Raw genomic sequence first — 23,784 nt, 5'->3', positions numbered from 1 at the left:
GGGGCCGCAGGGCCGCCCGGACCGTGCCCGTCAGACCGTCGAGAGCTGCGGGTCGCCCTGGACCGGGGCGGTCCGCTCGACGGGACGCTCGCGCAGGCTCAGCACCACGCGGAGCACCGAGATCCACACCAGGCAGGAGCCCAGCATGTGCGCGGCGACCAGCGCCTCGGGCAGGTCCGTGAAGAACTGGACGTAGCCGACGGCGCCCTGGGCGAGCAGGACGAGGAGCAGGTCACGGGCGCGCGCCCGGGTGTCGGCGGGGGAGTCCGCCACGCGCAGCAGCAGCCACATCGCGACGGCCAGCGCGCAGACCAGCCAGGCGGCGACGGCGTGCACGTGGGCGGTGGTGGCCCAGTCGAACGGCATGCGCCTGATCTCGCTGCTGTCACCGGCGTGCGGGCCGGAGCCGGTGACGACCGTGCCGGCCGCGATCAGCACCAGGGTGGTCGCGACCAGGGCCCGCGAGAGCCCCCGCACCGGGCCGGGAGCGCGCGGGCGGGGGTCCGTGTCGCCCTCGCCGGTACGGTGCCAGGTGATGGTGGTGACGGTGATCAGGCTGGTGGCGAGCAGGAAGTGGCCGGCCACGCTGTACGGGTTGAGCCCCGTCAGGACGGTGATGCCGCCGAGGACCGCGTTGCCCATCACGAGGGCGAACTGGAGCCAGCCGAGCTTCGTCAGCGAGTGCCGCCAGGGCGTCGCCGAGCGGGCCGCGAGGATGATGGCGCCGACCGCCGCGCAGAGCACGTAGGTCAGCATGCGGTTGCCGAACTCGATGACTCCGTGGAAGCCCTGGGCCTGCGTCACGATCAGGCTGTCGTCGGTGCACTTGGGCCAGGTGTCGCAGCCGAGACCGGATCCGGTCAGCCGCACCGCGCCGCCCGTGACGACGATGACCACGCTCATGACGAGCGCGGCGAGCGCGGCGCGCCGGACGGTCCGGGGTGACGGGGTCCAGCGGCTGGCGATGTACGCGAAGGGGTTCAACACGGCCCCTATCGTAAAGGCCGCCTTGTGCAAACTTTCACGAGGGGGTGGGGGCGGGTGAGTCGGGGCCGATGACCAGGCGGAACCTGGCTCCGGCCGGGTCGCCCTCGGCGTGCCACCAGACCCGGACCCGCCACAGCGCGCCGTCGCCCGGATAGGCGGGCGCCTCCATGAACCCCCGTACCAATTCGGACGCTACGTCCTCTGCTGTCCGGTTCCTCACCTCGGCGGAGCCCTGCCACGGCGTGGGCGGAGCCGCCCACAGCCCGTCGGCGCCGCGCACCTCGATCCGCCACACCGCGCGCCAGGGGGTGACCTCCAGCATCGTGCTCACCTGCTCGGCGTCCAGCCCCAGCCGGGCGGCGATCTCCGCCTCGGCCACGCCCTGGATCCGGGCGGCCACCACCGCCTGGGGGAGCAGCCGTTCGGGCAGCAGCCCGTCGGCGCGCAGGGCCGCCAGCGACTCGAACGCCAGGAAGCGCAGCCGCAGTTCCAGCTGCCGGCCGATGTGGTCCAGAGCCTCTTCGGCCTCCTGGGCCTCCTCGGCCCCGGGGGCGGCGAGCAGCAGCCGGCGGAACCCGGCCTCGGCGTCCACCGCCCAGGCGACCGCGTCCGCGGCGGAGCCCAGCTCGGCGAGGCGGTCGCCCAGGAACACCTCGGCCTGGGCGAGCCCGCGCCGGTTGACGGGGTCGTCCTGGTCCAGGGCGGCCCACACCTCGACGGCGGTCCGGGTCAGGTCGCGGGCGCGTTCGCCGGCGGCCCGCTCCATGGGGCTCGGCCGCCCCTCCCCGCCCTCGCCGAGCGGGTACCGGGGGAGCCGGTCCGCGTCGCTCAGCGGCCAGGCCAGCCAGACCCCCTGGTTGATCAGACCCCGGGCGTACCACCGGGCGTACTCCGGCGCGTGCCCGGCGGCCTGCCGCGCGTGGTGCAGGCCCTCCTCGATGGCGGCCAGCGCCCCGGCCCGGTCGCCGCCCGCGAACCGGCGGGCCGCGAGGTCGCCCAGCCGCAGCCCCAGCCGGGCCGCGCACTCGGCGTCGGTGCGGGCGGGCTCGCGCAGCGCACCGATCAGCTCACCGAGCAGCCGCTCCTCCTCGCCGGGATCCGCCTGCGCGGCCCCGGAGCGGATCCGCGCCCACTGCTCGTCCAGCCGCAGAACGGCCTCCCGCTGAGACATGTCCGCCCCCCGGCGTCCGGTCGTGCGTCGCTGATGTGGAGGCGGTCATCCTCCCGCCTGCCCAACGCCCGGCGGAGGGGATTCGCTCCCGCTTCACTCCCAGCGGAACAGTTTCGCCGCGGCGCCCAGGCCCAGAACCGCCCAGACCGCCAGGATCGCCGCGGCGCCCCAGGGCAGCGGGGCCCCGTCGCGGAGCACGTCGCGCAGGCCCTCGGAGAGCGCCGAGATCGGCAGCAGCTCCAGCACCGACCGCACGGCGCCGGGGAACTTCTCCAGCGGGACGATCACCCCGCCGCCGACCAGCAGCAGCAGGAAGACCAGGTTGGCGGCGGCCAGGGTGACCTCGGCCTTGAGGGTGCCCGCCATCAGCAGCCCGAGCCCGGAGAACGCCGCGGTGCCCAGCAGGATCAGGGCGGCGACGGACAGCGGGTCGCCGTGCGGGGACCAGCCCAGCGCGAGGGCGATCACCGTCAGCAGGGCGATCTGGAGGACCTCGGTGACCAGCACCGACAGGGTCTTGGCGGCCATCAGGGCGCGGCGCGGCAGTGGGGAGGCGCCGAGCCGCTTGAGGACCCCGTAGCGGCGGTCGAAGCCGGTGGCGATGGCCTGGCCGGTGAAGGCGGTGGACATCACGGCGAGGGCGAGGACGCCGGGCGCGAGGAAGTCCACCGGCTTCCCGGCCCCCGTGTCGACGATGTCCACGGCGGAGAAGAGGGTCAGCAGCAGCGCCGGGATGATGACGGTCAGCAGCAGCTGCTCCCCGTTGCGCAGCAGCATCCGGGTCTCCAGGGCCGTCTGCGCGACGATCATGCGGGACACGGGCGCTGCCCCCGGGCGGGGGGTGAACGTACCGGCGCTCATGCGCGCAGCTCCTTACCGGTGAGCTCCAGGAACACGTCTTCGAGGGTGTGCCGCTCCACCGAGAGGCTGCTGGGCAGCACTCCGTGCTGGGCGCACCAGGAGGTGACGGTGGCCAGCAGCTGCGGGTCCACGGCGCCGGTGACGCGGTAGGCGCCGGAGGTGAGCTCGGCGGCCTGGGTGCCGTCGGGCAGGGCCTTGAGCAGCGAGGCGAGGTCGAGGGCGGGGCGGCCGGTGAAGCGCAGGGTGTTCTCGGCGCCGCCGCGGCACAGCTGCTCGGGGCTGCCGTGGGCGATGACCCGGCCGGCGTCCACGATGGCGACCTCGTCGGCCAGCTGCTCGGCCTCGTCCATGTGGTGGGTGGTGAGGACGACGGTGACCCCGTCGGCGCGCAGTTCGCGCACGAGGTCCCAGGTCGCGCGGCGGGCCTGCGGGTCGAGGCCGGCGGTGGGCTCGTCCAGGAAGACCAGCTCCGGGCGGCCCACCACGGCCATGGCGAGGGCGAGCCGCTGCTGCTGGCCGCCGGAGAGGCGGCGGTAGGGGGTGCGGCCGCAGCCGCCGAGGCCGAGGCGTTCCACGAGGGCGCAGACGTCCAGGGGGTCCGCGTAGAGCTTCGCCATGTGCCGGAGCATCTCGACGGCGCGGGCGCCGGAGTAGACCCCGCCGGACTGGAGCATGACGCCGATCCGGGGGCGCAGGGCGGCGGCCCCGGCCACCGGGTCGAGGCCGAGGACGCGGACGGTGCCCGCGTCGGGGCGGACGTAGCCCTCGCAGGTCTCCACGGTGGTGGTCTTGCCCGCGCCGTTGGGGCCGAGGACGGCGGTGACGGAGGCGGCCGGGACGGTGAGGTCCAGGCCGTCCACCGCGGTCTTGGCTCCGTACCGTTTCACCAGTCCGCGGATCTCCACCGCGGGGTCGTTGCTCATGGGGGGTGAGTCTACGGAGCCCGCGGGAGGGTCCTTGGTCCTGGGGGTGGCGGGGTCGGCGGCCCCCGCGGTGGTGACCTTCACCGGCTGCCACGGGGCCCCGGGCGCCCCTAGCGTTGAATGGTGAACAGCATCGCTCAGAACGTAGAAGCCACCTCGGGGCAGGCCGCGCACAAGGCCCACGACCTCGGGCACCCCCCGCGCTACTTCGTCTCGGCGATGCTCGCGGGCGCGTACATCGGCATCGGCGAGGTGCTGCTGCTGGTGGCGGTCTCGCCGTTCGTGGCCCAGGGCTCGGCGGCGGTGAAGCTGCTGGAGGGTGCGGTCTTCCCGATCGCGCTGACCATCGTGATGTTCGCCGGGGCCCAGCTCTTCACGAGCAACGTGATGGTGATGCTGGTCGGCGCGCTGTCCGGGCGCACCGGGGCGCGGGACCTGCTCGTCTCCTGGGGGCTGTCGCTGGCGGGCAACCTGGCCGGGGCCTTCGCCTTCGGCGCGATGGTGCACGCCTCCGGGGTGACCTCCTCGCCGTCGGCGCGGGCGATGCTCGGGGAGATGGTGCACGGCAAGACCGCGCTCGGCGGCGGTCAGCTGTTCTGGCGGGCGGTGCTGTGCAACATGCTGGTCTGTCTGGCGATCTGGATGTTCACCCGGGCCCGCGGGGACGCGGCCAAGATTTTCGTCCTCTGGCTGCCCGTGGCGGTTTTCGTGGCCGTCGGATTCGAACATTGCGTCGCGAACATGGCTCTTTTCAGCTTGGCGATCCTGGATGGCTCAGTCGGTTTCCGTGATCTTTTCCGGAATCTCATGTTCACCGTGCCCGGCAACATCATCGGTGGAGGATTGCTGGTGGGGGCCGTGTACTGGTTCACCGGAGGGGCGCGCCGCGAGTGCGGAGTGAGGGCCTCCGGTTAACTCTGCGTCGATAAATTAGGTAACCCTTAGTGATGGAGGCCACCAGGCGTGGCCTCCATCACGGCTTGTCGCGGCTCGGTTAATTACGCAACAATGGCGTTGTGAAATACGGCGAACGGATGAGCGAGGCCCCCCAGGGGGAGCTCGCGACCGGGGAGCGGTCAACCCGCAACCGGGTCGCGCGGTCCATCCTGGACCACGGTCCCTCGACCGTCGCCGACCTCGCGCAGCGTCTCGGCCTGACCCAGGCCGCCGTCCGCCGCCACCTCGACACGCTCGTCACCGACGACGTGGTCGCACCCCGTGAGCAGCGTGTGTACGGCGCACGCACCCGGGGCCGGCCCGCCAAGGTGTTCGCGCTCACCGACTGCGGCCGTGACGCCTTCGACCAGTCCTACGACACGCTCGCCGCGGACGCGCTGCGCTGGATCGCGCAGGGTGCCGGCGGGGGCGATCAGGGGGAGGCGGCCGTGGCCGCCTTCGCCAGGGCCCGCATGGAGGCGCAGGCGAAGGCCTACCGGGAGTCCGTCGAGGCGGCCGCCCCCGCGGACCGCACCGAGGCCCTGGCCAAGGCGTTGACCGCGGACGGGTACGCTGCTACGGCGAAGAGCGCTCCCGGTCCGCACAGCGGCGAACAGCTCTGTCAGCACCACTGCCCGGTCGCGCACGTCGCCGAGCAGTTCCCGCAGCTCTGCGAGGCGGAGACCGAGGTCTTCTCCCGCCTGCTCGGGACGCACGTGCAGCGCCTCGCCACGATCGCCCACGGCGACGGAGTGTGCACCACGTTCATTCCGCGAAGCGCCACACAGACCGACACACCAGCATCTGCAAGTACGGCCGGGAGGAACCCCGCATGACCACGGAGACTGCTCACCCTGAGCTCGATGGCCTGGGCACCTACGAATACGGCTGGGCCGACTCCGACGCGGCCGGCGCCGCTGCCAAGCGGGGTCTGTCCGAGGAAGTCGTCCGCGACATCTCGGCGAAGAAGTCCGAGCCGGAGTGGATGCTGAACCTCCGCCTCAAGGGCCTCAAGCTGTTCGGCAAGAAGCCCATGCCCAACTGGGGTTCCGACCTCTCGGGCATCGACTTCGACAACATCAAGTACTTCGTGCGCTCCACCGAGAAGCAGGCCGCTTCGTGGGAGGACCTGCCGGAGGACATCAAGAACACGTACGACAAGCTCGGCATCCCCGAGGCGGAGAAGCAGCGCCTCGTCGCCGGTGTCGCGGCCCAGTACGAGTCCGAGGTCGTCTACCACCAGATCCGCGAGGACCTGGAGGAGCAGGGCGTCATCTTCCTCGACACGGACACCGCGCTCAAGGAGTACCCGGAGCTCTTCCAGGAGTACTTCGGCACGGTCATCCCGGTCGGCGACAACAAGTTCGCCTCGCTGAACACCGCCGTGTGGTCGGGCGGCTCGTTCATCTACGTCCCCAAGGGCGTCAAGGTCGACATCCCGCTCCAGGCCTACTTCCGCATCAACACGGAGAACATGGGCCAGTTCGAGCGGACGCTGATCATCGTCGACGAGGACGCCTACGTCCACTACGTCGAGGGCTGCACCGCCCCGATCTACTCCTCGGACTCGCTGCACAGCGCCGTGGTCGAGATCATCGTGAAGAAGGGCGGCCGCTGCCGCTACACGACCATCCAGAACTGGTCGAACAACGTCTACAACCTGGTCACCAAGCGCGCCGTGGCGTACGAGGGCGCGACCATGGAGTGGATCGACGGCAACATCGGTTCCAAGGTCACCATGAAGTACCCGGCCGTCTACCTGATGGGCGAGCACGCCAAGGGCGAGACCCTCTCCATCGCCTTCGCGGGCGAGGGCCAGCACCAGGACGCCGGCTCCAAGATGGTCCACATGGCGCCGAACACCTCCTCGAACATCGTCTCCAAGTCGGTGGCGCGCGGCGGCGGCCGGACCTCCTACCGCGGCCTCGTCGAGATCGGCGAGGGCGCCCACGGCGCCAAGTCCAACGTGCTGTGCGACGCGCTCCTGGTCGACACGATCTCCCGCTCGGACACGTACCCCTACGTGGACGTCCGCGAGGACGACGTCTCCATGGGCCACGAGGCGACCGTCTCCAAGGTCTCCGACGACCAGCTCTTCTACCTGATGAGCCGCGGTCTGACGGAGTTCGAGGCCATGGCCATGATCGTGCGCGGCTTCGTCGAGCCCATCGCGCGCGAGCTGCCCATGGAGTACGCGCTGGAGCTGAACCGGCTGATCGAGCTGCAGATGGAGGGTTCGGTCGGTTAGTACCGACCGGCCGCCCGTCCCGCAGCACATTCTTTAGGAAGAGAGCAAGACGACAGCCATGGCAGAGGCTCAGAACATTCCGGCGGGTTCCACCACCGCCGGCGCGATCGCGGTGGCCGCCGAGTCCACCGTCGCCACCCGGATGAGTGCCCCCCCGTCCTTCGACGTGGCGGACTTCCCCGTGCCCAGCGGCCGCGAGGAGGAGTGGCGCTTCACGCCGCTCGCGCGCCTCAAGGGTCTGCACGACGGCACCGCGGTCGCCGACGGCACCATGAAGGCCCAGATCGACGCGCCCGACGTCGTCACGATCGAGTCCGTGGAGCGCGGCGACGCGCGCATCGGCAAGGCCGGCACCCCGGTGGACCGGATCGCCGCGCAGGCCTTCTCGTCCTTCGCCAAGGCCACGGTCGTGACCGTGCCCAAGGAGGCCGTCCTGGCCGAGCCCGTGCGCGTCACGCTGCACGGCGAGGGCGGCACGACCTTCGGTCACACCGTCTTCGACGTGCAGGCCTTCGCCGAGGCGGTCATCGTCATCGACCACACCGGTGACGGCGTGCGCGCCGCCAACGTCGACTTCCTCGTCGGCGACGGCGCCAAGCTGACCGTGGTCTCCGTGCAGGACTGGGACGACACCGCCGTCCACGTCTCCCAGCACAACGCGCTGATCGGCCGGGACGCGAGCTTCAAGTCGATCGTGGTCACCTTCGGCGGCGACCTCGTACGCCTGCACCCCCGCGTGAACTACGCGGGTCCCGGCGGCGAGGCCGAGCTGTTCGGCCTGTACTTCACGGACGCCGGCCAGCACCAGGAGCACCGCCTCCTGGTCGACCACAAGGCCCCGCACTGCAAGTCGAACGTGGTCTACAAGGGCGCGCTCCAGGGCCAGGACGCGCACGCCGTCTGGATCGGTGACGTCCTCATCGAGAAGACCGCCGAGGGCACCGACACCTACGAGATGAACCGCAACCTCGTCCTCACGGACGGCGCGCGGGTCGACTCGGTGCCGAACCTGGAGATCGAGACCGGCGAGATCGTCGGCGCCGGCCACGCCTCCGCGACCGGCCGCTTCGACGACGAGCAGCTCTTCTACCTCCAGTCCCGCGGCATCCCGGCCGACACGGCCCGCCGTCTGGTCGTGCGCGGCTTCTTCGGCGAGCTCGTCCAGCAGATCGGTGTCCCGGACATCGAGGAGCGGCTCCTCGCGAAGATCGAAACCGAGCTGCAGGCGTCCGTCTGATGACCTACGTCAAGGCCTGTGCGCTGAGCGAGCTGGAAGAGGACGCCCCCAAGCGGGTCGAACTCGACGGCACGCCGGTGTCCATCGTCTCCACCGGGGGCGAGGTGTTCGCGATCAACGACATCTGCTCGCACGCGAACGTCTCGCTCTCGGAGGGCGAGGTCGAGGACTGCATGATCGAGTGCTGGCTGCACGGCTCGGCCTTCGACCTGCGCACCGGCAAGCCGTCCGGTCTGCCCGCGACGCGCCCCGTACCCGTATACCCCGTAAAGATCGAAGGGGGCAACGTCCTTGTCGACGTACGCGCCTCCCTCACCCAGGAGTCCTGAGGTATCCATGGCAACGCTTGAAATCCACGACCTGCACGTCTCCGTCGAGGCCGAGAACGCCGCCCGCGAGATCCTCAAGGGCGTCAACCTCACCATCAAGCAGGGTGAGACGCACGCCATCATGGGTCCCAACGGCTCCGGCAAGTCCACCCTCGCGTACGCGCTCGCCGGTCACCCGAAGTACACGATCACCAGCGGCACCGTGACCCTCGACGGCGAAGACGTCCTGGAGATGTCCGTCGACGAGCGCGCCCGCGCCGGCGTCTTCCTCGCCATGCAGTACCCGGTCGAGATCCCCGGCGTCTCGGTCTCCAACTTCCTGCGCACCTCGGCCACCGCCATCCGCGGCGAGGCCCCCAAGCTGCGCACCTGGGTGAAGGAGGTCAAGTCCGCGATGGAGCAGCTCCAGATGGACCCGGCCTTCGCCGAGCGCAACGTCAACGAGGGCTTCTCCGGCGGTGAGAAGAAGCGCCACGAGATCCTGCAGCTGGAGCTCCTGAAGCCGAAGATCGCGATCCTCGACGAGACCGACTCCGGCCTCGACGTCGACGCCCTGCGCCAGGTCTCCGAGGGCGTCAACCGCGTCCGCGACACGGGCGAGGTTGGCACCCTGCTGATCACGCACTACACGCGGATCCTCCGCTACATCAAGCCCGACTTCGTCCACGTCTTCTCCGAGGGCCGCATCGTCGAGTCCGGCGGCGCCGAGCTCGCCGACAAGCTGGAGGCCGAAGGCTACGAGTCGTACAGCACGAAGGGTGGCGCGACCGCGTGACACAGCTGCCTGGCCTCCTCGACATCGAGGCGATCCGCAAGGACTTCCCCCTTCTGGATCGTGTGGTCCACGACGGGAAGAAGATCGTTTATCTGGACAACGCGGCGACTTCGCAGAAGCCGCGCCAGGTGCTCGACGCGCTCAACGAGTACTACGAGCGGCACAACGCCAACGTCCACCGCGGCGTGCACGTGCTCGCCGAGGAGGCCACGGCGCTGTACGAGGGCGCTCGCGACAAGGTCGCCGCCTTCATCAACGCCCCGAGCCGCGACGAGGTGATCTTCACCAAGAACGCCTCGGAGTCGCTCAACCTGGTCGCCAACATGCTCGGCTGGGCCGACGAGCCCTACCGGGTCGACCGCGAGACCGAGATCGCCATCACGGAGATGGAGCACCACTCCAACATCGTGCCGTGGCAGCTGCTCTCGCAGCGCACCGGCGCGAAGCTGAAGTGGTTCGGCCTGACCGACGACGGCCGGCTCGACCTGTCCAACATCGAAGAGGTCATCACGGAGAAGACGAAGATCGTCTCCTTCACGCTGGTCTCCAACATCCTGGGCACGGTCAACCCCGTCGAGGCCATCGTCCGGCGCGCGCAGGAGGTCGGCGCGCTGGTGCTGATCGACGCCTCGCAGGCCGCTCCGCACATGCCCCTGGACGTCCAGGCCCTCGGCGCCGACTTCGTGGCCTTCACCGGCCACAAGATGTGCGGCCCGACCGGCATCGGCGTCCTGTGGGGCCGCCAGGAGCTCTTGGAGGACCTCCCGCCGTTCCTCGGCGGCGGCGAGATGATCGAGACCGTGTCGATGCACTCGTCGACGTACGCCCCCGCGCCCCACAAGTTCGAGGCCGGTACGCCCCCGATCGCCCAGGCCGTCGGCCTCGGCGCGGCCGTGGACTACCTGACCTCGATCGGCATGGAGAAGATCGCCGCCCACGAGCACGCGATCACCGAGTACGCGGTCAAGCGCCTCCTGGAGGTCCCCGACCTGCGGATCATCGGCCCCACCACGGCCGAGGACCGCGGCGCCGCGATCTCCTTCACGCTCGGGGACATCCACCCGCACGACGTCGGCCAGGTGCTGGACGAACAGGGCATCGCGGTCCGCGTGGGACACCACTGCGCGCGCCCCGTCTGCCTGCGGTACGGAATTCCCGCGACCACGCGGGCGTCTTTCTACCTGTACTCCTCTCCCGCCGAGGTCGACGCGCTGATCGACGGGCTGGAGCACGTACGGAACTTCTTCGGATGACGAGGGACGAGACGAAGGCGTTGGGGCCGCAGTGAAGCTGGATTCGATGTACCAGGACCTGATCCTGGACCACTACAAGCACCCGCACGGTCGCGGCCTGCGCGACGGTGACGCCGAGGTGCACCACGTCAACCCCACGTGCGGGGACGAGATCACGCTGCGCGTGAAGTACGACGGGGAGACGCTCACCGACGTCTCCTACGAGGGCCAGGGCTGTTCCATCAGCCAGGCCAGCGCGTCCGTACTGAACGAGCTGCTCGTCGGCAAGTCGCTGGCCGAGGCGCAGAAGATCCAGGCCACCTTCCTGGAGCTGATGCAGTCCAAGGGCAAGCTGGAGCCCGACGAGGCCATGGAGGAGGTGCTGGAGGACGCCATCGCCTTCTCCGGCGTCTCCAAGTATCCGGCGCGCGTGAAGTGTGCTCTGCTGAGCTGGATGGCGTGGAAGGACGCGACCGCCCAGGCTCTGGGCGACGCGGAGAGGAAGACGGCATGACCGACAACGCGACGCCCGAGGCGTCGATCAAGCCGGCCACCGAGGAAGAGGTCCGCGAGGCCCTCTACGACGTGGTCGACCCCGAGCTGGGCATCGACGTCGTCAACCTGGGCCTGATCTACGGCATCCACGTCGACGACGCGAACATCGCCACCCTCGACATGACCCTGACCTCGGCGGCCTGCCCGCTGACCGACGTCATCGAGGACCAGGCGAAGTCGGCGACGGACGGCATCGTCAACGAACTCCGCATCAACTGGGTCTGGATGCCCCCGTGGGGCCCGGACAAGATCACGGACGACGGTCGTGAACAGCTGCGCGCGCTCGGCTTCAACGTCTGAGCGAGGCGACTGCGAGAGGGCCCCCGGCACGGTCGTGCCGGGGGCCCTCCCTGTTTTCCGGGCCGACAGGTGACGTGCACCGGGAGTTGGCCACGGTGGCCGAATCTTCTCGACGGCCGCCTTGAAAAAGGGCGGCGCACACGAGAGGACCCTCTGTGACCGTTCGCCTTTCACCGGCGCGCCGCTGCGGCGCCGTCGGCGCCGCCGGGGCCGCGGCGCTGCTCCTCGCGGGGCTGACCGGACCCGCGTACGCGGCTTCCGGCTACGCCGCCCCGACGATCGCGCTGTCCGCCACCCACCTCAGCGGCGCCGTGGGAGCCTCCGGTGACCCCGCCGTCACGGTGGACGTGGAGCAGGCGGGCGTTCCGGCCGGGTTCCTGCGGCTCCAGGTGGTCTCCTCCAGCAACCCGGCGGTCGCCGGCGCGGGCGACGTACGCCAGGAACGCACCCCGGGCGGCGACCGGACGCTGACCGTCCGGGCCCGCGCCCAGGGGTACACCGACCTCACCCTGCGCGTCACCGGACGCGGCGGGAAGACCGCCACCGCGGTCCTCTCCTACGCGGCCTCGGCCCGCACCGGGGCCCCCTCCTCGACCCGCTACCTGACCGGGTCCTCCGACGCCTCCGCCGCCGTGGACGTCGGCGGAGGCCACGTACTGGTGGCCGACGACGAGTCCAACGTGCTGCGGCTGTACGACCGTTCCCGCTCCGGCGGGCCCGTCAAGACCTGGGACCTCGGCCCCGCCCTCGGCCTGAAGAAGGAGGCCGACATCGAGGCCGCCGCCCGGGTCGGTGACACCGTCTACTGGACGGGCTCGCTCGGCAACAACAAGGACGGCAAGTACAAGGCGGAGCGCAACACCGTCTTCACCACCCGCGTCACCGGCTCCGGAGCCGCCACCGAGGTCACCGTCGGCCCCGCCTACCGCAGCCTGCGCGAGGACCTGATCGCCTGGGACACCGCGCACGGCAACCGCTACGGCTTCGCCGCGGGCACCGCGGCCGGCCAGGTCCCCAAGCGGATCGACGGGTTCAACGTGGAGGGGCTGGAGTTCGCCCCGGGCTCCACCACCACCGCCTACCTGGGCTTCCGCGCCCCGCTCGCCCCCGCCGTACCCGGCGGCAAGGCGCTGCTCGTGCCCGTCACCAACATCGACCGGGTCGTCGCCGCAGGGGAGAAGCCCGTCTTCGGCGAGCCCGTCGAGCTGGACCTGGGCGGCCTCTCCGTACGCGACCTGCGCAAGAACGCGGCCGGCCAGTACCTGATCCTGGCCGGCTCCTTCGCCGCCGACGACAACAGCGACCCGTACGCCCTCTACCAGTGGGACGGGGTCCCCGGCCACGCCCCGCGCAAGCGCGCCGACCTGCCCACCGCCGACCCCGGCGGCTGGGAGGCCATCGTGAACGTGCCCGACCTGCGGGTGCCCGGCGCCCGCGTACAGCTCATCACCGACAACGGAGCCGCCGACCTGTACGGCGACGGCACCGAAGCCAAGGACCTGGCGGCCCCGGAGTGGAAGAAGTCCCGCTCCGCGTGGTTCACGCTCGGCCCGACCCGTGGGGGACACCGATGAAGAACAAGCACCTGGGTACGGCCGCGCTCGCGGCGGTCCTGCTCGCCGGGCTGAACGCCCCGGCGCAGGCGGCGGGCTACGGCACGCCGACCATCTCCTTCTCCGCCTCCTACCTGTCCGGCGCCGTCGGCGGGGTCGACGACCAGACCGTGGACGTGACGGTGGGGCAGAGCGGGGCCGACGCCTCCGCGCTCACCGTCAGCGCGACCGCCTCCAGCAAGTCCTCGGTCGCGGGCACCGGCGACGTCACCGTCACCGGGACCGGAGCCGTGCGCAGGCTGGCCGTCACCGCGCACGCCCGCGGTTACACCAACCTCACCGTCAAGGTGAGCGGCCTCGGCGGCAAGAGCGCCACCAAGACCCTCTCCTACGCCGCCTCGGCCGCAGTCCAGAACCCGGCCGACGCCCGCTACTTCAGCGGCGCCTCGGACAGCTCGGCCGCCGTCGACGTCGGCGGCGGCTTCACCGTCGTGGCCGACGACGAGAGCAACGTCCTGCGCCTGTACGACCGTTCCCACTCCGCCGCCCCGGTGCGGACCTGGGACTTCAGCTCGCAGCTCGGCGTCTCCAAGGAGGTGGACATCGAGGGCGCGACCCGGATCGGGAACACCATCTACTGGACGGGCTCGCTCGGCAACAACAAGGACGGCGAGTACAAGGCCCCCCGCAACACGGTGTTCACCACCACGGTGAACGGCACCGGCTCCGCCACCCAGCTCGCCTACGGGCGCTCGTACAAGAAGCTCCGCGACGACCTCGTCGCCTGGGACAAGGCGAACGGCAACCGCTACGGGTTCGCGGCGGGCACCGCCGACGGCGAGGCGCCCAAGCAGATCGACGGGTTCAACGTGGAGGGGCTGGAGTTCGCCCCGGGCTCCACCACCACCGCCTACCTGGGCTTCCGGGCCCCGCTCGCCCCCGCCGTACCCGGCGGCAAGGCGCTGCTGGTGCCCGTCACCAACTTCGACACGGTCCTCTCCAGCGGCTCCAAGGCCGTCTTCGGGGCCGGCATCGAACTGGACCTCGGCGGCCTCGCCGTCCGCGACCTGCGCAAGAACGCCGCCGGGCAGTACCTGATCCTGGCCGGTTCCTGGGCCGCCGACGACAATTCCGACCCGTACGCCCTCTACCAGTGGGACGGCGTCCCCGGCCACGCCCCCGTCAAGCGGGCCGACCTGCCGACCAGCGACCCCGGCGGCTGGGAGGCCATCGTCGAGGTGCCCGACCTGAGCGTCCCCGGGGCGCGGGTGCAGCTGGTCACCGACAGCGGCTCCGCCGACCTGTACGGCGACGGCACCGAGGCCAAGGACCTCACCCACCCGGAGTGGAAGAAGGCCCGGGCCGCCTGGTTCACCCTGGGATGACCGGATCCGGCTCCGGCTCCGGATCCGCCGCGAGGGCCTCGGCCAGCTGCTCGCGGCGGATCCGCCGGTCCACGTAGAGGAGTCCGGCGGGCAGCTGCGGGAACGCCGGCAGCACGACCAGCGCCACCAGCGCGCCCGGCAGCCCGGCCCCCACCAGCAGCGCCCACCCGGCCCCCGCGGTGAGGGCCACGGCCGGAGCGGTCCAGCCGAAGGTCCGCCACCAGGCGCCGCGCACCAGGCGGACCGAACGGCGCAGCGCCGCCACCGGTCCGAGCCCCTCGTACCCGGCGGCGGTGGGCGCCAGCGCGAACTGCACCCCGAGCCACAGCGCGACCGGGGCCAGCGGGACCAGCACCAGCGGGGGCAGCCCCGCCGCCAGGACCACCGCCCCCGGACCCGCCGCCGCGAGCAGGGCCAGCAGCTGGGCGCCCAGCACCCGCGGGGTGCGGGGCAGCGCGGCCAGCAGCAGGCCCGGCACGGTCACGGCGCGGCCGAGGACCGCCGGGCGCAGCAGGGCGGCGATCAGGGCGGTGGCCAGCGCGCAGGTGAAGAGCAGGAACAGGGCCGCGGCCGGGAAGAGCACCCAGACGAAGGCCCGTTCGCCGGCGTGCGGGCTCAGGGAGGCCAGGGCCGCCGCCCCCGCCGCCGCGATGACCAGCACCCCCGCCGCGAGCTGGCCGAGCAGCAGTGCGCCGCACACCCGGCCGCCGTAGCGGCGGAAGGCGGCGACGGCGCCCCCGAGGATGTCGCCGGGCCCCAGCGGGCGCAGCGGCACCACGCCCGGCCGGGGCCGCTGTGGGGGCAGCCAGCCGCCGCCCCGGTGGGTCCATTGCTGCGCCATGCGGAGCCCCCTGTCGGATGAGGGGGGACACCGTAACCCCGGAGCCTGTGAGTGTCCTGAGACGTGCGTGTGTACATGTGTACGCATCGATGCGTACAGTTGTCCGCATGCCCTACGTACTGCTTGCCGCGGCCATAGCCGCCGAGGTGGCCGGGACCACCGCCATGAAGTTCAGCGACGGCTTCACCCGGCTGTGGCCCTCGCTCGGCACGCTGGTGGGGTACGCGATCGCCTTCACCCTGCTCGCCCAGACCCTGAAGTCCCTGTCGGTCGGCACGGCGTACGCGATATGGGCCGGGGTCGGCACCGCCGCCATCGCCGCCATCGGCATGGTGTTCATGGGGGAGGCCGCCACCGCGGCGAAGCTCGCCGGGATCGCGCTGATCATCGCCGGCGTGGTCCTGCTGAACCTGGGCGGAGCGGCCCACTGATGGCGGCGAGGGCGCGCCGCCACGATCCGGAGCGCCGGCAGCGCATCATCGACGCGGCGATCCGGGTGGTGGGCGCCAAGGGGATCGCGGGCCTCAGCCACCGCAGCGTCGCGGCGGAGGCGGACGTGCCGCTGGGCTCGACGACGTACCACTTCACGACCCTGGACGAGCTGCTCGTGGCCGCCCTGCGCCAGGCCAACGAGGGCCACGCCCGCGGGTGGGCGCCGGACCCGGGCGAGGACCTCGCGGACGCGCTGGCCCGGCTGCTGGGACGGCTCCTGGGGGCCGACCGCGGGCGGGCCGAGCTGGAGTACGAGCTCTACCTGGCCGCCCTGCGCCGGCCCGCGCTGCGGCCGGTCGCGGCCGAGTGGCTGGAATCGGTGGCGACGGCCCTCGCGGAGCACACCGATCCGGTGACCGCGCGGGCGCTGGTGGCCGTGATGGACGGCATCAGCCTCCAGGTCCTGCTGACCGGCCGCCCGTACGAGGAGCCGTACGCGCGCGCCGTCCTGGGCCGGGTCCTGGGGCCCGCCGCCTGACCGGGAGACCCGCGGCGGGCGCGCGACGGCCTCCGCGGGCCCGCCGGCCGGCCGTGCCGCCGGGCGGCCCGGCGACACGCGGTGCGCCCGGCACCTGAGACCGGTTCGCGGGCGCGGGCCGTCGCCGGTTAGGTTTCGGGCATGACTGCTACGCGTACCACCGGCGCCGTCGCCGCCGGACTTGCCACCCTCGCCTCCGACGGCACCGTCCTCGACACCTGGTTCCCCGCCCCCGAGCTGGTCGCCGAGCCCGGCCCGGCCGGCACCGAGCGCCTCACCGCCGAGCGGGCCGTGGAGCTCCTGGGCGCGGCCGCGGCCAAGGCGATCCGCACGGACGCGGTCCGCGGTGTCGAGGTCGTGGCCGTCCGTACGGTGATCTCCTCCCTGGAGGACAAGCCGCTGGACGCGCACGACGCGTACCTGCGGCTGCACCTGCTCAGCCACCGCCTGGTCAAGCCGCACGGCCAGAACCTGGACGGCGTCTTCGGCCTGCTCGCCAACGTCGCCTGGACCTCGCTCGGCCCGGTCGCCGTCGACCAGGTGGAGACCGTCCGCCTCAACGCCCGCGCCGAGGGCCTGCACCTCCAGGTCACCTCGATCGACAAGTTCCCCCGCATGACCGACTACGTCGCCCCCAAGGGCGTGCGCATCGCCGACGCCGACCGGGTCCGCCTCGGCGCGCACCTCGCCGAGGGCACCACGGTCATGCACGAGGGCTTCGTCAACTTCAACGCGGGCACCCTGGGCACCTCCATGGTCGAGGGCCGCATCTCGGCGGGCGTCGTGGTCGGCGACGGCTCCGACATCGGCGGCGGCGCGTCCACGATGGGCACCCTCTCGGGCGGCGGCAAGCAGATCATCTCGATCGGACAGCGCACCCTGATCGGCGCCGAGGCGGGCGTCGGCATCGCCCTGGGCGACGAGTGCGTCGTCGAGGCCGGTCTCTACGTGACCGCGGGCACCCGCGTCACCCTGCCGGACGGCCAGATCGTCAAGGCCCTGGAGCTCTCCGGCGCCAACAACATCCTCTTCCGCCGCAACTCGGTCACCGGCGCCGTCGAGGCCCGCCCCTACAAGGCGGCCTGGGGCGGCCTGAACGAGGTCCTGCACAGCCACAACTGACCCGTACGGGCCACGGGCGGCGGAGCCCCTCACCCCGGCCGGGGCGAGGGGCTCCGCCGTGTGCGCGAGGGCCGTGCCGGCGGGCGGCTCGGCGGCCGGGCGTCAGCGCGGGGGGAAGGTGCGGATCAAGCCCGCGAAGGCCGCTTCCTCCGCCTCCGTCAGCTCCACCGACTCCATCGGGTGCCCGGCGGCGGAACGCTGGGACGGGATGACCGGCAGGCCGTCGTAGGCGCCCGGCTCGGGGTGGTGGAACCGGCTGTCCCACAGCATGTGGCCCAGGCCGAGGACCCAGACGAGGGCGGCCACGAACAGGACGGCGAGGCCGATTTCCTGGACGGGAGAGATGGAGGGGAACACGCGGTCCTCCGGTGAGTGCGAACCGTACGAGCCCGGACGAAACCGGGACGGATGATCGGGCGTGCAGACACTCAACACCACAACCGGACGATTTCGGCAGGGGTGTGGCGAGTGTCACGCCAGGGCCGAAAGTCCCCGCCCGGCCGTGGCGAAGGGCCCGCCCGGGCGTGGCGAAGTCCCCCGTCCGCGCATGGCGAAGGGCCCGGCCGGGACGGCGGCCGGGCCCTTCGCGGACCGGAGGTCACGCAGCGTCATGCCGCGTGACGTGCCCTCACGGGCGGAAGCGCAGCACCTGCGGGTCGTGGTCGCTGTTCTGCGCGGAGAACTCGGCGTTGATGTGCACGCTGTCGTACGTGTAGTTCTTCACGGCCGGGCTGGTCAGGATCTGGTCCAGCACCTGGGCGTTGCCCTGGTACACGTAGGAGTAACGTTCCGCCTTCGGCAGCGACTTGATCGCCGAGTAGAGCGCCCCGCCGTCCTCCAGCGCCTGCGCCGTCCCGGAGAACTCGAAGTCGTTGATGTCACCGACGGCGAGCACGGCCGCGTTCTTGTCCACCGCCAGCAGCTGCTTCACGAAGCCGTTCACGGCCTGCGCCTGGAGCAGCCGCTTGGCCTCCGAGGAACGCACCGGCGGCTGGTGGACCGAGGTCAGGCCCTCGTCGCCGCCCTTGGAGCCGAAGTGGTTGGCGATGACGAAGACCGTCTTGCCCTTGAAGACGAACTCGCCGGCCAGCGGCTTGCGGCTGTCGGCCCACGCCGCGTTCGCCGGGTCGATCCGGCCGGGGGAGTGGGTCAGGGCGGCCTTGCCGTTCTCCGTCGTCACGCCGGTCGCCGTCACGGCGTCGCCGGGAGCGCGCTCGGTGAAGGAGACCCGCGCCGGGTTGAACAGGAACACCTGGCGGATGTTGCCGCCGGGCTCGCCGCCGTCCTTGTTGTTCTCCGGGTTGACCGTCCGCCACTGGTAGGACGGGCCGCCGGCGGCCGCGATGGCCGCCGTGAACTTCGTCAGGGTCTGCTCGGCCGACACGGTGCCGTCGTTCTTGGCGCCGTTGTCGTCCTGGATCTCCTCCAGCGCCAGGACGTCGGGCGAGGCGAGGTTCTCCACGACCGCCTTGGCGAGGTTGTCGAACTTCGACTGCGGGTCCGTCGGGTCGAGGTTCTCGACGTTGTACGTGGCCACCGCGAGCTCGTTGGCCGCCTGCGCCTTCGTCTTCTCGGGGGCCAGGGTGCCCGCCTTGACGGTGCCCAGGGTGCGGGCCACGAGGGTGTAGCCGCCGAACTGGTTGTAGTCGAGGGGACCCTCGGTGGTGCCGGTCAGCTTGTCGCCGACGTTCGCCACCGGGAAGGGCTGCTGCGCGATCGGCGCGAGCTGCTGGACCTGGAGACGGCCGGTGTTCTGGGACTCGTAGGAGCCGTAGAGCGTGCCGCCGCGCTTGGCGGTGTTCTCCCAGCCCTTCACCGTGACCCACAGCTCGCTGTACGGGTCGGTGGCGCCGACCACGCGGGAGGTGCCGATCTTGACGTTCATGCCCTCCAGGGACTCGTAGTAGTCCAGGGCGTAGCGCGAGGGCTCCAGCGTCAGGGCGTTGATGCTGCCCGCCGCGGCCGGGTCGCCCGCCGGGGCGTAGGCGGCCGGCACCGAGTACTCGTTGACGGCGACGGCCGCGGGCAGGGCGTTGCCCGAGGAGACCACCGTCACGGTGGGCTTGGCGATCTGGGTGATCGACTGGTTGCCGGAGCCGAGCCCGCCGGGAACGTACTCGCCGACCGTGCCCGAGACCTTGACCGCGTCGCCGACGGCCACCGTCGGGACGGAGTTGGTGAAGACGAAGACGCCCTCGCTGGTGGCCGGGTCGTCGTCGGCGTCCGGGTCCTGGAGCCAGAAGCCGCGGGAGCCGTAGGTGCGCACGCCGGTCACGATGCCGGCGACGTCGGCGACGGCCTTGCCGTTGAGCGGGGACACCCGGGTGGTGCCCTGGATGTCGTGGATGCGTATCGGATCGGCGGACACGGCGCCTTCGGCCGCGTCGGCGGAACCCGCGAGCAGGCCGGTGGCCAGGGCGGTGGCGACGAGGGCCGCGACGGCGGCGGAACGGGGATGCGAGGAGCGCATGGGCGGGAACTCCGGTGTGTGGAGGGGGGTGGGACGAGTGGACCCTGATACATCTACGCGCGTCAATTTCCAGTGTGACCAGCGACGTTGTCAAGGCCTCCAGGGAAGACGGGAGTTGACTGTGGGATGAACCGAGGGCGATGGCTCCTCGGGGCTGCCCGAAATGCGTCTACCCTGGGACGCCGCAACGGGCCTGACACCCCGTCCGCGAACCCGCGCCACCGTCCCCCACCGCCCCTCACCGTGCCCCGTCGTCCGTCGTCCGCCACGCCCGCCGCCGCGCGTCCCGTCCGAGGAGAACCACCCCATGTCCGCAGAGCCGCACCCCACGCTGCCGCCGGTACGGCTGCACTCCGATGCGGAGCTGGCCCGCGACGCCCTCGTCGCCCCGCTGTTCGCCCGCGCCGTACGCCTCGCCCGCTGGGCCGGCCCCGACACCCGCGTCGACGTCGGCGGGGAGCTGGTCCCCGAGCAGCTGGCCGAGGCCGTGACCGTGCTCGGCCTCGACGCCGGCGACGAGGACAGCCCCGTGTACGCGGGCCAGGCCTGGCGGGTGGCCGTGGACACCGGCCTGGTCGACGTGACGGAACCGGAGGAGGACGGCGACGGCGCGGGCGACGGGCCCGAATTCGGCACGGCCACCCCCGGGGAGGACCTCGCGCTGGTGGCGGGCGGCGCCCCCGGCGACGTCCTCGACCTGTGGCTCGCGGCCCTGGACACCGTCCTCGCCGACGCGGCCGTCCCCGACCTGGACGACCTCGTCGACGCCATGGACGCGGGCGGCGAGATCGACTTCGACCGCCTCGACTGGAACCCCCAGCGCGAGGCGGACTTCCTCGACGGGGTGCTCGCCAACCTCTACCTGCTCACCGTCGCCGAGGGCGGCGGGGGCGAGGGCCCCGTGCCGCTGCCCGTGCTCGCCGCCTCGATGATCGTCCCCGACGACATGGGGGAGCCGACCGACGCGGTCCTGGAGCAGGTCTCCGACGCGATGATGCGCCTCGACGACCAGTTCCGGCAGCTGGAGCCGATCGGCCTGGTCGAGTTCCGCCCCGTCGACGAGGAACTGATGGCGGAGGCCGACGACACCGCCGGGCCGTTCCCCGAGGACGACGGCGACGACGAGGACGTCTCCCGGTACGGGATGGTGCGGCTGACCCCGCTCGGCCTCTACGGGGTCCGCGCCCGGATGCTCGAAGCCGGCGTCGAGGCCCCCGCCCTCGGCGAGCTGGCGGACAAGGGCGCCGACGCCCTGCTCGACGCGGTCTCCTGCTACCCCGAGGGCGCCGCGCAGGCCGAGATCGAAGCGTGGCTGGCCGGCCGCGACCTGCCGGACGCCGTCGCCGAACTGCTCGCCGCGGCCCGCGGGGACGACGAGGGCGCCCCGCTGCGCCGGCTGCGCTGCCAGCAGGCCCTGACCCCCGCCGGGCGGGAGGCCGAGCCGGCGGTGCGGGCCGTGCTGGACGATCCGGAGCTCGGCGGGCTGGCCCGCGTCTGGCTGGCGGAGCACGGGGTGGGCGACGTACCGGCCCCGGACGCTGAGATGGTGCTGTGGCTGACGGTCGACACCATCGCCGCGCAGCTCGCGGCGGACGGCGAGACCGAGGAACTGCCGCTGCTGATGAGTTCGCTGACCGGGCACCACGCGGAGTTCTTCGAGCAGGTGTGGCGGGTCGAGCACCCCGCGACGGCCTACGTCCTGGAGGCGATGGGGCGGCTGCACCCCGACAAGAAGGCCTCGAAGGAGGCCCGGAAGGCGGCGTTCAAAGCCCGCTCCCGGCAGCCCTGACGGGCGGGCCGTGGACGCGTCCGGCGCGGCGGGCGGGGGTGCGCCGCCCGTGCGGAGGCAGGGGGCGCGCCCGTGCGGCCGGAGGGGGCGCTCGGCGCGGCCGGAGGGGGCGCCCCGGCGCGGCCGGAAGGGTGCGCGATCAGCCGTTCGAGTGGCCGGACTACGCCATTGCGGCCACCGGCAAGGGATCGGGCCCCATTCGCGGGTAGTTCAGCCGCCGTTCACGTACGGGCGGGAGCGTGTGCGCCGACGACCGTACGTCAGGCGCACCACCTCCCCACCCCTGGAGACCCGATGCCCCTCAGCCGCAGAGACTTCACCGCCCGTACCGTCATCGCCGGCGCGGGCGTCGCCCTCACCGGAACGGTCGCCGCCCTCGCCACCGCCCCCGGGGCGCTGGCGGCCGACGACGGCCCCCACCAGGACGGCGCCGACGCGCAGGGCCGCCCGCACGGCCCCGGCTACGGACCGCTGCTCCCCGACCCGGCCGGACTGCTCGCCCTGCCCGCCGGGTTCACCTACCGGGTGATCACCCACAGCGGTGTGACCAGCCTGGACTCCGGCGAGAGCACCCCCTCCAACCACGACGGGACCGCCGCGTTCGAGGGGCGGCGCGGAGTCACCCTCCTCGTCAACAACCACGAGCTGAAGGGGCCGCGTGCGAACTGGGCGCACCCCGTCCCGCTCGCCGGGGACCTCGTCTACGACCCGGCCGCGGCCGGCGGCTGCACCGTCGTCGAGGTCCGGCGCGGCGGCGAGGTGGCCGAATGGGTGGGCATCGCCGGTACGTCGACCAACTGCGCGGGCGGCGCCACCCCCTGGGGCACCTGGCTGACCTGCGAGGAGACCGAGGACCTGGCCGGCAAGAACGGCATGACCAAGGACCACGGCTACGTCTTCGAGGTCGACCCCCACGACCGCCGGGCCAACCGCGACCCCCGGCCGGTCAAGGCCTTCGGCCGGTACGCGCACGAGGCCGTCGTCATCGACCCGCGCCAGGGCCACGCGTACCTGACGGAGGACGCCTCCGGCCCCAACGGGCTGCTCTACCGCTGGACCCCGCCGCACGGCTTCCGGCACGGGCGCGGCAAGCTGCGCACGCTCGCCGCCGATGCCGGGGTCCTCGCGGCCGCCAAGTGCTTCGACAGCTCCGGCCGGTTCGTGGACGACCTCTCGCGCGCGACGAAGACCGGCACGGTCTACGGCGTCGACTGGGCGCCGGTGGCCGACCGCGACGCGCGGAGCGTGCCGGTACGGGGGCAGTTCGCGGCGGGCGCCGTGACCCGGGCGCGCAAGCTGGAGGGCATGTGGTGGGCCGACGGGGGCGCCTACTTCGTCTCCTCCTACGCCCGCGGGGAGAGCCCGGGCGCCGCGCACGACGGCCAGGTGTGGTTCTACGACCCGAAGCGGCGCACCGTCCGCCTCGTCGTCCTGATCGGGGTCAACGCAGATCCGGCGGCGGACGGCGGTTACGACGGCCCCGACAACATCACGGTGTCCCCGTACGGGGGACTGGTCATCGCCGAGGACGGCAGCGGCCTCCAGCACCTGCTCGGGGCCACCGAATCGGGCCGGGTCTACCCGCTGGCGCGCAACGAGCTCAACATCGGAACCCCCGGGGAGCCCGAGTACTCGGAGTTCACGGGGGTCTGCTTCTCGCCGGACGGCCGGACCCTGTACGCCAACATCCAGGAACCCGGCATCATGCTGGCCGTCACCGGCCCCTGGCGGCGCGGGCACTGACGGGGCGGACGCACGGAGCCCCGCCCCAAGGGGGCGGGGCTCACCTGTCTGCGGCGGCCGGTGACGGCCCGCCGGGGCCGCTCACCAGTCCGCGCGGACGTCCTTGCGCGAGGCGGCGGCCCACTCCTCCAGCAGGAACTCGTACGCCTGCGCAGGCCACTCGCCGTCCACCCGGGTCTCGACGAGGAGCCGGATCGCCTCGTTCGCCTCGGCGGCGGACGGGCGCGCGGGTCCCGCGGACTGGAGTGTGTTCTGCGTGGGCATGCGTTCAAGGCTACGGGCGGGCACTGACAGCCACCTCCGGATTACGGGTGGCATCCATCACCCGGCCGCCCCGGCCGTCCGCGCCGGGGCCGC

Annotated in this window: 24 protein-coding genes; 16 read left to right on the top strand and 8 right to left on the bottom strand. The window is 72.3% G+C overall.

From position 1 onward, the window contains the following. Positions 1-30: 30 nt before the first annotated feature. The 4 genes from ACGFXC_RS20750 to ACGFXC_RS20735 all read right to left on the bottom strand — a co-directional run bounded on the left by ACGFXC_RS20750 (position 31) and on the right by ACGFXC_RS20735 (position 3,942). Positions 31-1,017: a heme A synthase gene (locus ACGFXC_RS20750; protein WP_393714798.1), complete on the bottom strand. Its 987-nt coding sequence runs from the start codon at positions 1,015-1,017 to the stop codon at positions 31-33. Between the two features lie 4 nt (positions 1,018-1,021). Then, a complete protein-coding gene (locus ACGFXC_RS20745; RefSeq protein ID WP_393714796.1) occupies positions 1,022-2,158 on the bottom strand; it encodes a hypothetical protein in 1,137 nt (378 codons plus the stop codon). Between the two features lie 93 nt (positions 2,159-2,251). Next, positions 2,252-3,019 (bottom strand): ABC transporter permease, encoded by a 768-nt coding sequence (locus ACGFXC_RS20740; RefSeq protein ID WP_393714795.1) that lies wholly within the window; start codon positions 3,017-3,019, stop codon positions 2,252-2,254. Continuing rightward, entirely contained in the window at positions 3,016-3,942 is a 927-nt protein-coding gene (locus ACGFXC_RS20735; protein ID WP_393714794.1) for an ABC transporter ATP-binding protein, read from the bottom strand. Before ACGFXC_RS20735 ends, ACGFXC_RS20740 begins: the two co-directional genes overlap by 4 nt. A 123-nt stretch (positions 3,943-4,065) precedes the next feature. Here ACGFXC_RS20735 and ACGFXC_RS20730 point away from each other — a divergent pair, with 123 nt between their 5' ends. The 11 genes from ACGFXC_RS20730 to ACGFXC_RS20680 all read left to right on the top strand — a co-directional run bounded on the left by ACGFXC_RS20730 (position 4,066) and on the right by ACGFXC_RS20680 (position 14,492). Next, positions 4,066-4,857 (top strand): formate/nitrite transporter family protein, encoded by a 792-nt coding sequence (locus ACGFXC_RS20730; RefSeq protein WP_393714792.1) that lies wholly within the window; start codon positions 4,066-4,068, stop codon positions 4,855-4,857. 119 nt (positions 4,858-4,976) lie between these two features. Then, positions 4,977-5,714 carry a helix-turn-helix transcriptional regulator gene (locus tag ACGFXC_RS20725; protein ID WP_393714791.1) on the top strand — a complete coding sequence of 246 codons (738 nt, stop codon included), beginning with the start codon at positions 4,977-4,979 and terminating at the stop codon, positions 5,712-5,714. Then, complete coding sequence (sufB, locus tag ACGFXC_RS20720; protein ID WP_393714789.1) at positions 5,711-7,126, top strand: Fe-S cluster assembly protein SufB; 1,416 nt, start codon at positions 5,711-5,713, stop codon at positions 7,124-7,126. Before ACGFXC_RS20725 ends, sufB begins: the two co-directional genes overlap by 4 nt. A gap of 58 nt (positions 7,127-7,184) precedes the next feature. After that, entirely contained in the window at positions 7,185-8,363 is a 1,179-nt protein-coding gene (gene sufD, locus ACGFXC_RS20715) for a Fe-S cluster assembly protein SufD (RefSeq protein ID WP_393714787.1), read from the top strand. Further along, complete coding sequence (locus tag ACGFXC_RS20710) at positions 8,363-8,692, top strand: bifunctional 3-phenylpropionate/cinnamic acid dioxygenase ferredoxin subunit (protein ID WP_362878162.1); 330 nt, start codon at positions 8,363-8,365, stop codon at positions 8,690-8,692. Before sufD ends, ACGFXC_RS20710 begins: the two co-directional genes overlap by 1 nt. Positions 8,693-8,699: 7 nt before the next feature. Beyond that, complete coding sequence (gene sufC, locus ACGFXC_RS20705; RefSeq protein WP_362878160.1) at positions 8,700-9,467, top strand: Fe-S cluster assembly ATPase SufC; 768 nt, start codon at positions 8,700-8,702, stop codon at positions 9,465-9,467. Continuing rightward, positions 9,464-10,720 (top strand): cysteine desulfurase, encoded by a 1,257-nt coding sequence (locus ACGFXC_RS20700; protein ID WP_393714785.1) that lies wholly within the window; start codon positions 9,464-9,466, stop codon positions 10,718-10,720. The genes sufC and ACGFXC_RS20700 overlap by 4 nt, the downstream gene beginning before the upstream one ends. A gap of 31 nt (positions 10,721-10,751) precedes the next feature. Further along, positions 10,752-11,213, top strand: a complete 462-nt coding sequence (gene sufU / locus ACGFXC_RS20695) for a Fe-S cluster assembly sulfur transfer protein SufU (protein ID WP_393714783.1) — start codon at positions 10,752-10,754, stop codon at positions 11,211-11,213. Continuing rightward, complete coding sequence (locus ACGFXC_RS20690) at positions 11,210-11,554, top strand: metal-sulfur cluster assembly factor (RefSeq protein WP_008741046.1); 345 nt, start codon at positions 11,210-11,212, stop codon at positions 11,552-11,554. Before sufU ends, ACGFXC_RS20690 begins: the two co-directional genes overlap by 4 nt. Positions 11,555-11,709: 155 nt before the next feature. Further along, on the top strand, positions 11,710-13,128 hold the full coding sequence (locus ACGFXC_RS20685; protein ID WP_393714781.1) for a hypothetical protein: 1,419 nt from the start codon (positions 11,710-11,712) through the stop codon (positions 13,126-13,128). After that, positions 13,125-14,492 carry a hypothetical protein gene (locus ACGFXC_RS20680; RefSeq protein WP_393714780.1) on the top strand — a complete coding sequence of 456 codons (1,368 nt, stop codon included), beginning with the start codon at positions 13,125-13,127 and terminating at the stop codon, positions 14,490-14,492. Before ACGFXC_RS20685 ends, ACGFXC_RS20680 begins: the two co-directional genes overlap by 4 nt. On the opposite strand, the gene ACGFXC_RS20675 is transcribed toward ACGFXC_RS20680, so the two are convergent. Continuing rightward, the gene (locus ACGFXC_RS20675; protein WP_393714778.1) at positions 14,479-15,333 is read right to left on the bottom strand and encodes a hypothetical protein; all 855 of its coding nucleotides are present in this window, start codon (positions 15,331-15,333) and stop codon (positions 14,479-14,481) included. The genes ACGFXC_RS20680 and ACGFXC_RS20675 overlap by 14 nt on opposite strands. 107 nt (positions 15,334-15,440) lie before the next feature. Between ACGFXC_RS20675 and ACGFXC_RS20670 the strand changes: the two genes are divergently transcribed. The 3 genes from ACGFXC_RS20670 to dapD all read left to right on the top strand — a co-directional run bounded on the left by ACGFXC_RS20670 (position 15,441) and on the right by dapD (position 17,425). Next, positions 15,441-15,764, top strand: coding sequence for a DMT family transporter (locus tag ACGFXC_RS20670; protein ID WP_393714776.1), 324 nt, complete (start codon positions 15,441-15,443; stop codon positions 15,762-15,764). Continuing rightward, entirely contained in the window at positions 15,764-16,303 is a 540-nt protein-coding gene (locus ACGFXC_RS20665; RefSeq protein WP_393714774.1) for a TetR/AcrR family transcriptional regulator, read from the top strand. The genes ACGFXC_RS20670 and ACGFXC_RS20665 overlap by 1 nt, the downstream gene beginning before the upstream one ends. Before the next feature lie 141 nt (positions 16,304-16,444). Continuing rightward, entirely contained in the window at positions 16,445-17,425 is a 981-nt protein-coding gene (dapD, locus tag ACGFXC_RS20660; RefSeq protein WP_393714772.1) for a 2,3,4,5-tetrahydropyridine-2,6-dicarboxylate N-succinyltransferase, read from the top strand. A gap of 102 nt (positions 17,426-17,527) precedes the next feature. On the opposite strand, the gene ACGFXC_RS20655 is transcribed toward dapD, so the two are convergent. After that, complete coding sequence (locus ACGFXC_RS20655; protein WP_393714771.1) at positions 17,528-17,782, bottom strand: hypothetical protein; 255 nt, start codon at positions 17,780-17,782, stop codon at positions 17,528-17,530. A 271-nt stretch (positions 17,783-18,053) separates the two neighbouring features. Then, positions 18,054-19,895: an endonuclease/exonuclease/phosphatase family protein gene (locus ACGFXC_RS20650; protein WP_393714769.1), complete on the bottom strand. Its 1,842-nt coding sequence runs from the start codon at positions 19,893-19,895 to the stop codon at positions 18,054-18,056. Positions 19,896-20,202: 307 nt separating this feature from the next. On the opposite strand from ACGFXC_RS20650, the gene ACGFXC_RS20645 reads away from it, so the two are divergent. After that, positions 20,203-21,684 (top strand): hypothetical protein, encoded by a 1,482-nt coding sequence (locus ACGFXC_RS20645; protein ID WP_393714767.1) that lies wholly within the window; start codon positions 20,203-20,205, stop codon positions 21,682-21,684. A gap of 294 nt (positions 21,685-21,978) precedes the next feature. After that, entirely contained in the window at positions 21,979-23,427 is a 1,449-nt protein-coding gene (locus ACGFXC_RS20640) for an alkaline phosphatase PhoX (RefSeq protein ID WP_393714766.1), read from the top strand. 81 nt (positions 23,428-23,508) lie between these two features. On the opposite strand, the gene ACGFXC_RS20635 is transcribed toward ACGFXC_RS20640, so the two are convergent. Further along, positions 23,509-23,691, bottom strand: a complete 183-nt coding sequence (locus ACGFXC_RS20635) for a hypothetical protein (RefSeq protein ID WP_393714764.1) — start codon at positions 23,689-23,691, stop codon at positions 23,509-23,511. Positions 23,692-23,784 lie beyond the last annotated feature (93 nt).

This window comes from Streptomyces sp. NPDC048507 (assembly GCF_043199995.1).
Taxonomy (GTDB): Bacteria; Actinomycetota; Actinomycetes; order Streptomycetales; family Streptomycetaceae; genus Streptomyces.
Note: the sequence above shows the minus strand (reverse complement) of the source record. Positions and strands in the feature narration are given on the sequence as shown.

Excerpts from the sequence above, each read along its gene's own strand:
- sufB (WP_393714789.1), top strand. The coding sequence starts at position 5,711 with ATGACCACGGAGACTGCTCACCCTGAGCTCGATGGCCTGGGCACCTAC.
- ACGFXC_RS20640 (WP_393714766.1), top strand. The coding sequence starts at position 21,979 with ATGCCCCTCAGCCGCAGAGACTTCACCGCCCGTACCGTCATCGCCGGC.
- ACGFXC_RS20710 (WP_362878162.1), top strand. The coding sequence starts at position 8,363 with ATGACCTACGTCAAGGCCTGTGCGCTGAGCGAGCTGGAAGAGGACGCC.
- ACGFXC_RS20740 (WP_393714795.1), bottom strand. The coding sequence starts at position 3,019 with ATGAGCGCCGGTACGTTCACCCCCCGCCCGGGGGCAGCGCCCGTGTCC.
- ACGFXC_RS20650 (WP_393714769.1), bottom strand. The coding sequence starts at position 19,895 with ATGCGCTCCTCGCATCCCCGTTCCGCCGCCGTCGCGGCCCTCGTCGCC.
- ACGFXC_RS20680 (WP_393714780.1), top strand. The coding sequence starts at position 13,125 with ATGAAGAACAAGCACCTGGGTACGGCCGCGCTCGCGGCGGTCCTGCTC.
- sufC (WP_362878160.1), top strand. The coding sequence starts at position 8,700 with ATGGCAACGCTTGAAATCCACGACCTGCACGTCTCCGTCGAGGCCGAG.
- sufD (WP_393714787.1), top strand. The coding sequence starts at position 7,185 with ATGGCAGAGGCTCAGAACATTCCGGCGGGTTCCACCACCGCCGGCGCG.
- ACGFXC_RS20645 (WP_393714767.1), top strand. The coding sequence starts at position 20,203 with ATGTCCGCAGAGCCGCACCCCACGCTGCCGCCGGTACGGCTGCACTCC.
- ACGFXC_RS20670 (WP_393714776.1), top strand. The coding sequence starts at position 15,441 with ATGCCCTACGTACTGCTTGCCGCGGCCATAGCCGCCGAGGTGGCCGGG.
- ACGFXC_RS20665 (WP_393714774.1), top strand. The coding sequence starts at position 15,764 with ATGGCGGCGAGGGCGCGCCGCCACGATCCGGAGCGCCGGCAGCGCATC.
- ACGFXC_RS20635 (WP_393714764.1), bottom strand. The coding sequence starts at position 23,691 with ATGCCCACGCAGAACACACTCCAGTCCGCGGGACCCGCGCGCCCGTCC.
- ACGFXC_RS20745 (WP_393714796.1), bottom strand. The coding sequence starts at position 2,158 with ATGTCTCAGCGGGAGGCCGTTCTGCGGCTGGACGAGCAGTGGGCGCGG.
- ACGFXC_RS20725 (WP_393714791.1), top strand. The coding sequence starts at position 4,977 with ATGAGCGAGGCCCCCCAGGGGGAGCTCGCGACCGGGGAGCGGTCAACC.
- dapD (WP_393714772.1), top strand. The coding sequence starts at position 16,445 with ATGACTGCTACGCGTACCACCGGCGCCGTCGCCGCCGGACTTGCCACC.
- ACGFXC_RS20675 (WP_393714778.1), bottom strand. The coding sequence starts at position 15,333 with ATGGCGCAGCAATGGACCCACCGGGGCGGCGGCTGGCTGCCCCCACAG.
- ACGFXC_RS20735 (WP_393714794.1), bottom strand. The coding sequence starts at position 3,942 with ATGAGCAACGACCCCGCGGTGGAGATCCGCGGACTGGTGAAACGGTAC.
- ACGFXC_RS20690 (WP_008741046.1), top strand. The coding sequence starts at position 11,210 with ATGACCGACAACGCGACGCCCGAGGCGTCGATCAAGCCGGCCACCGAG.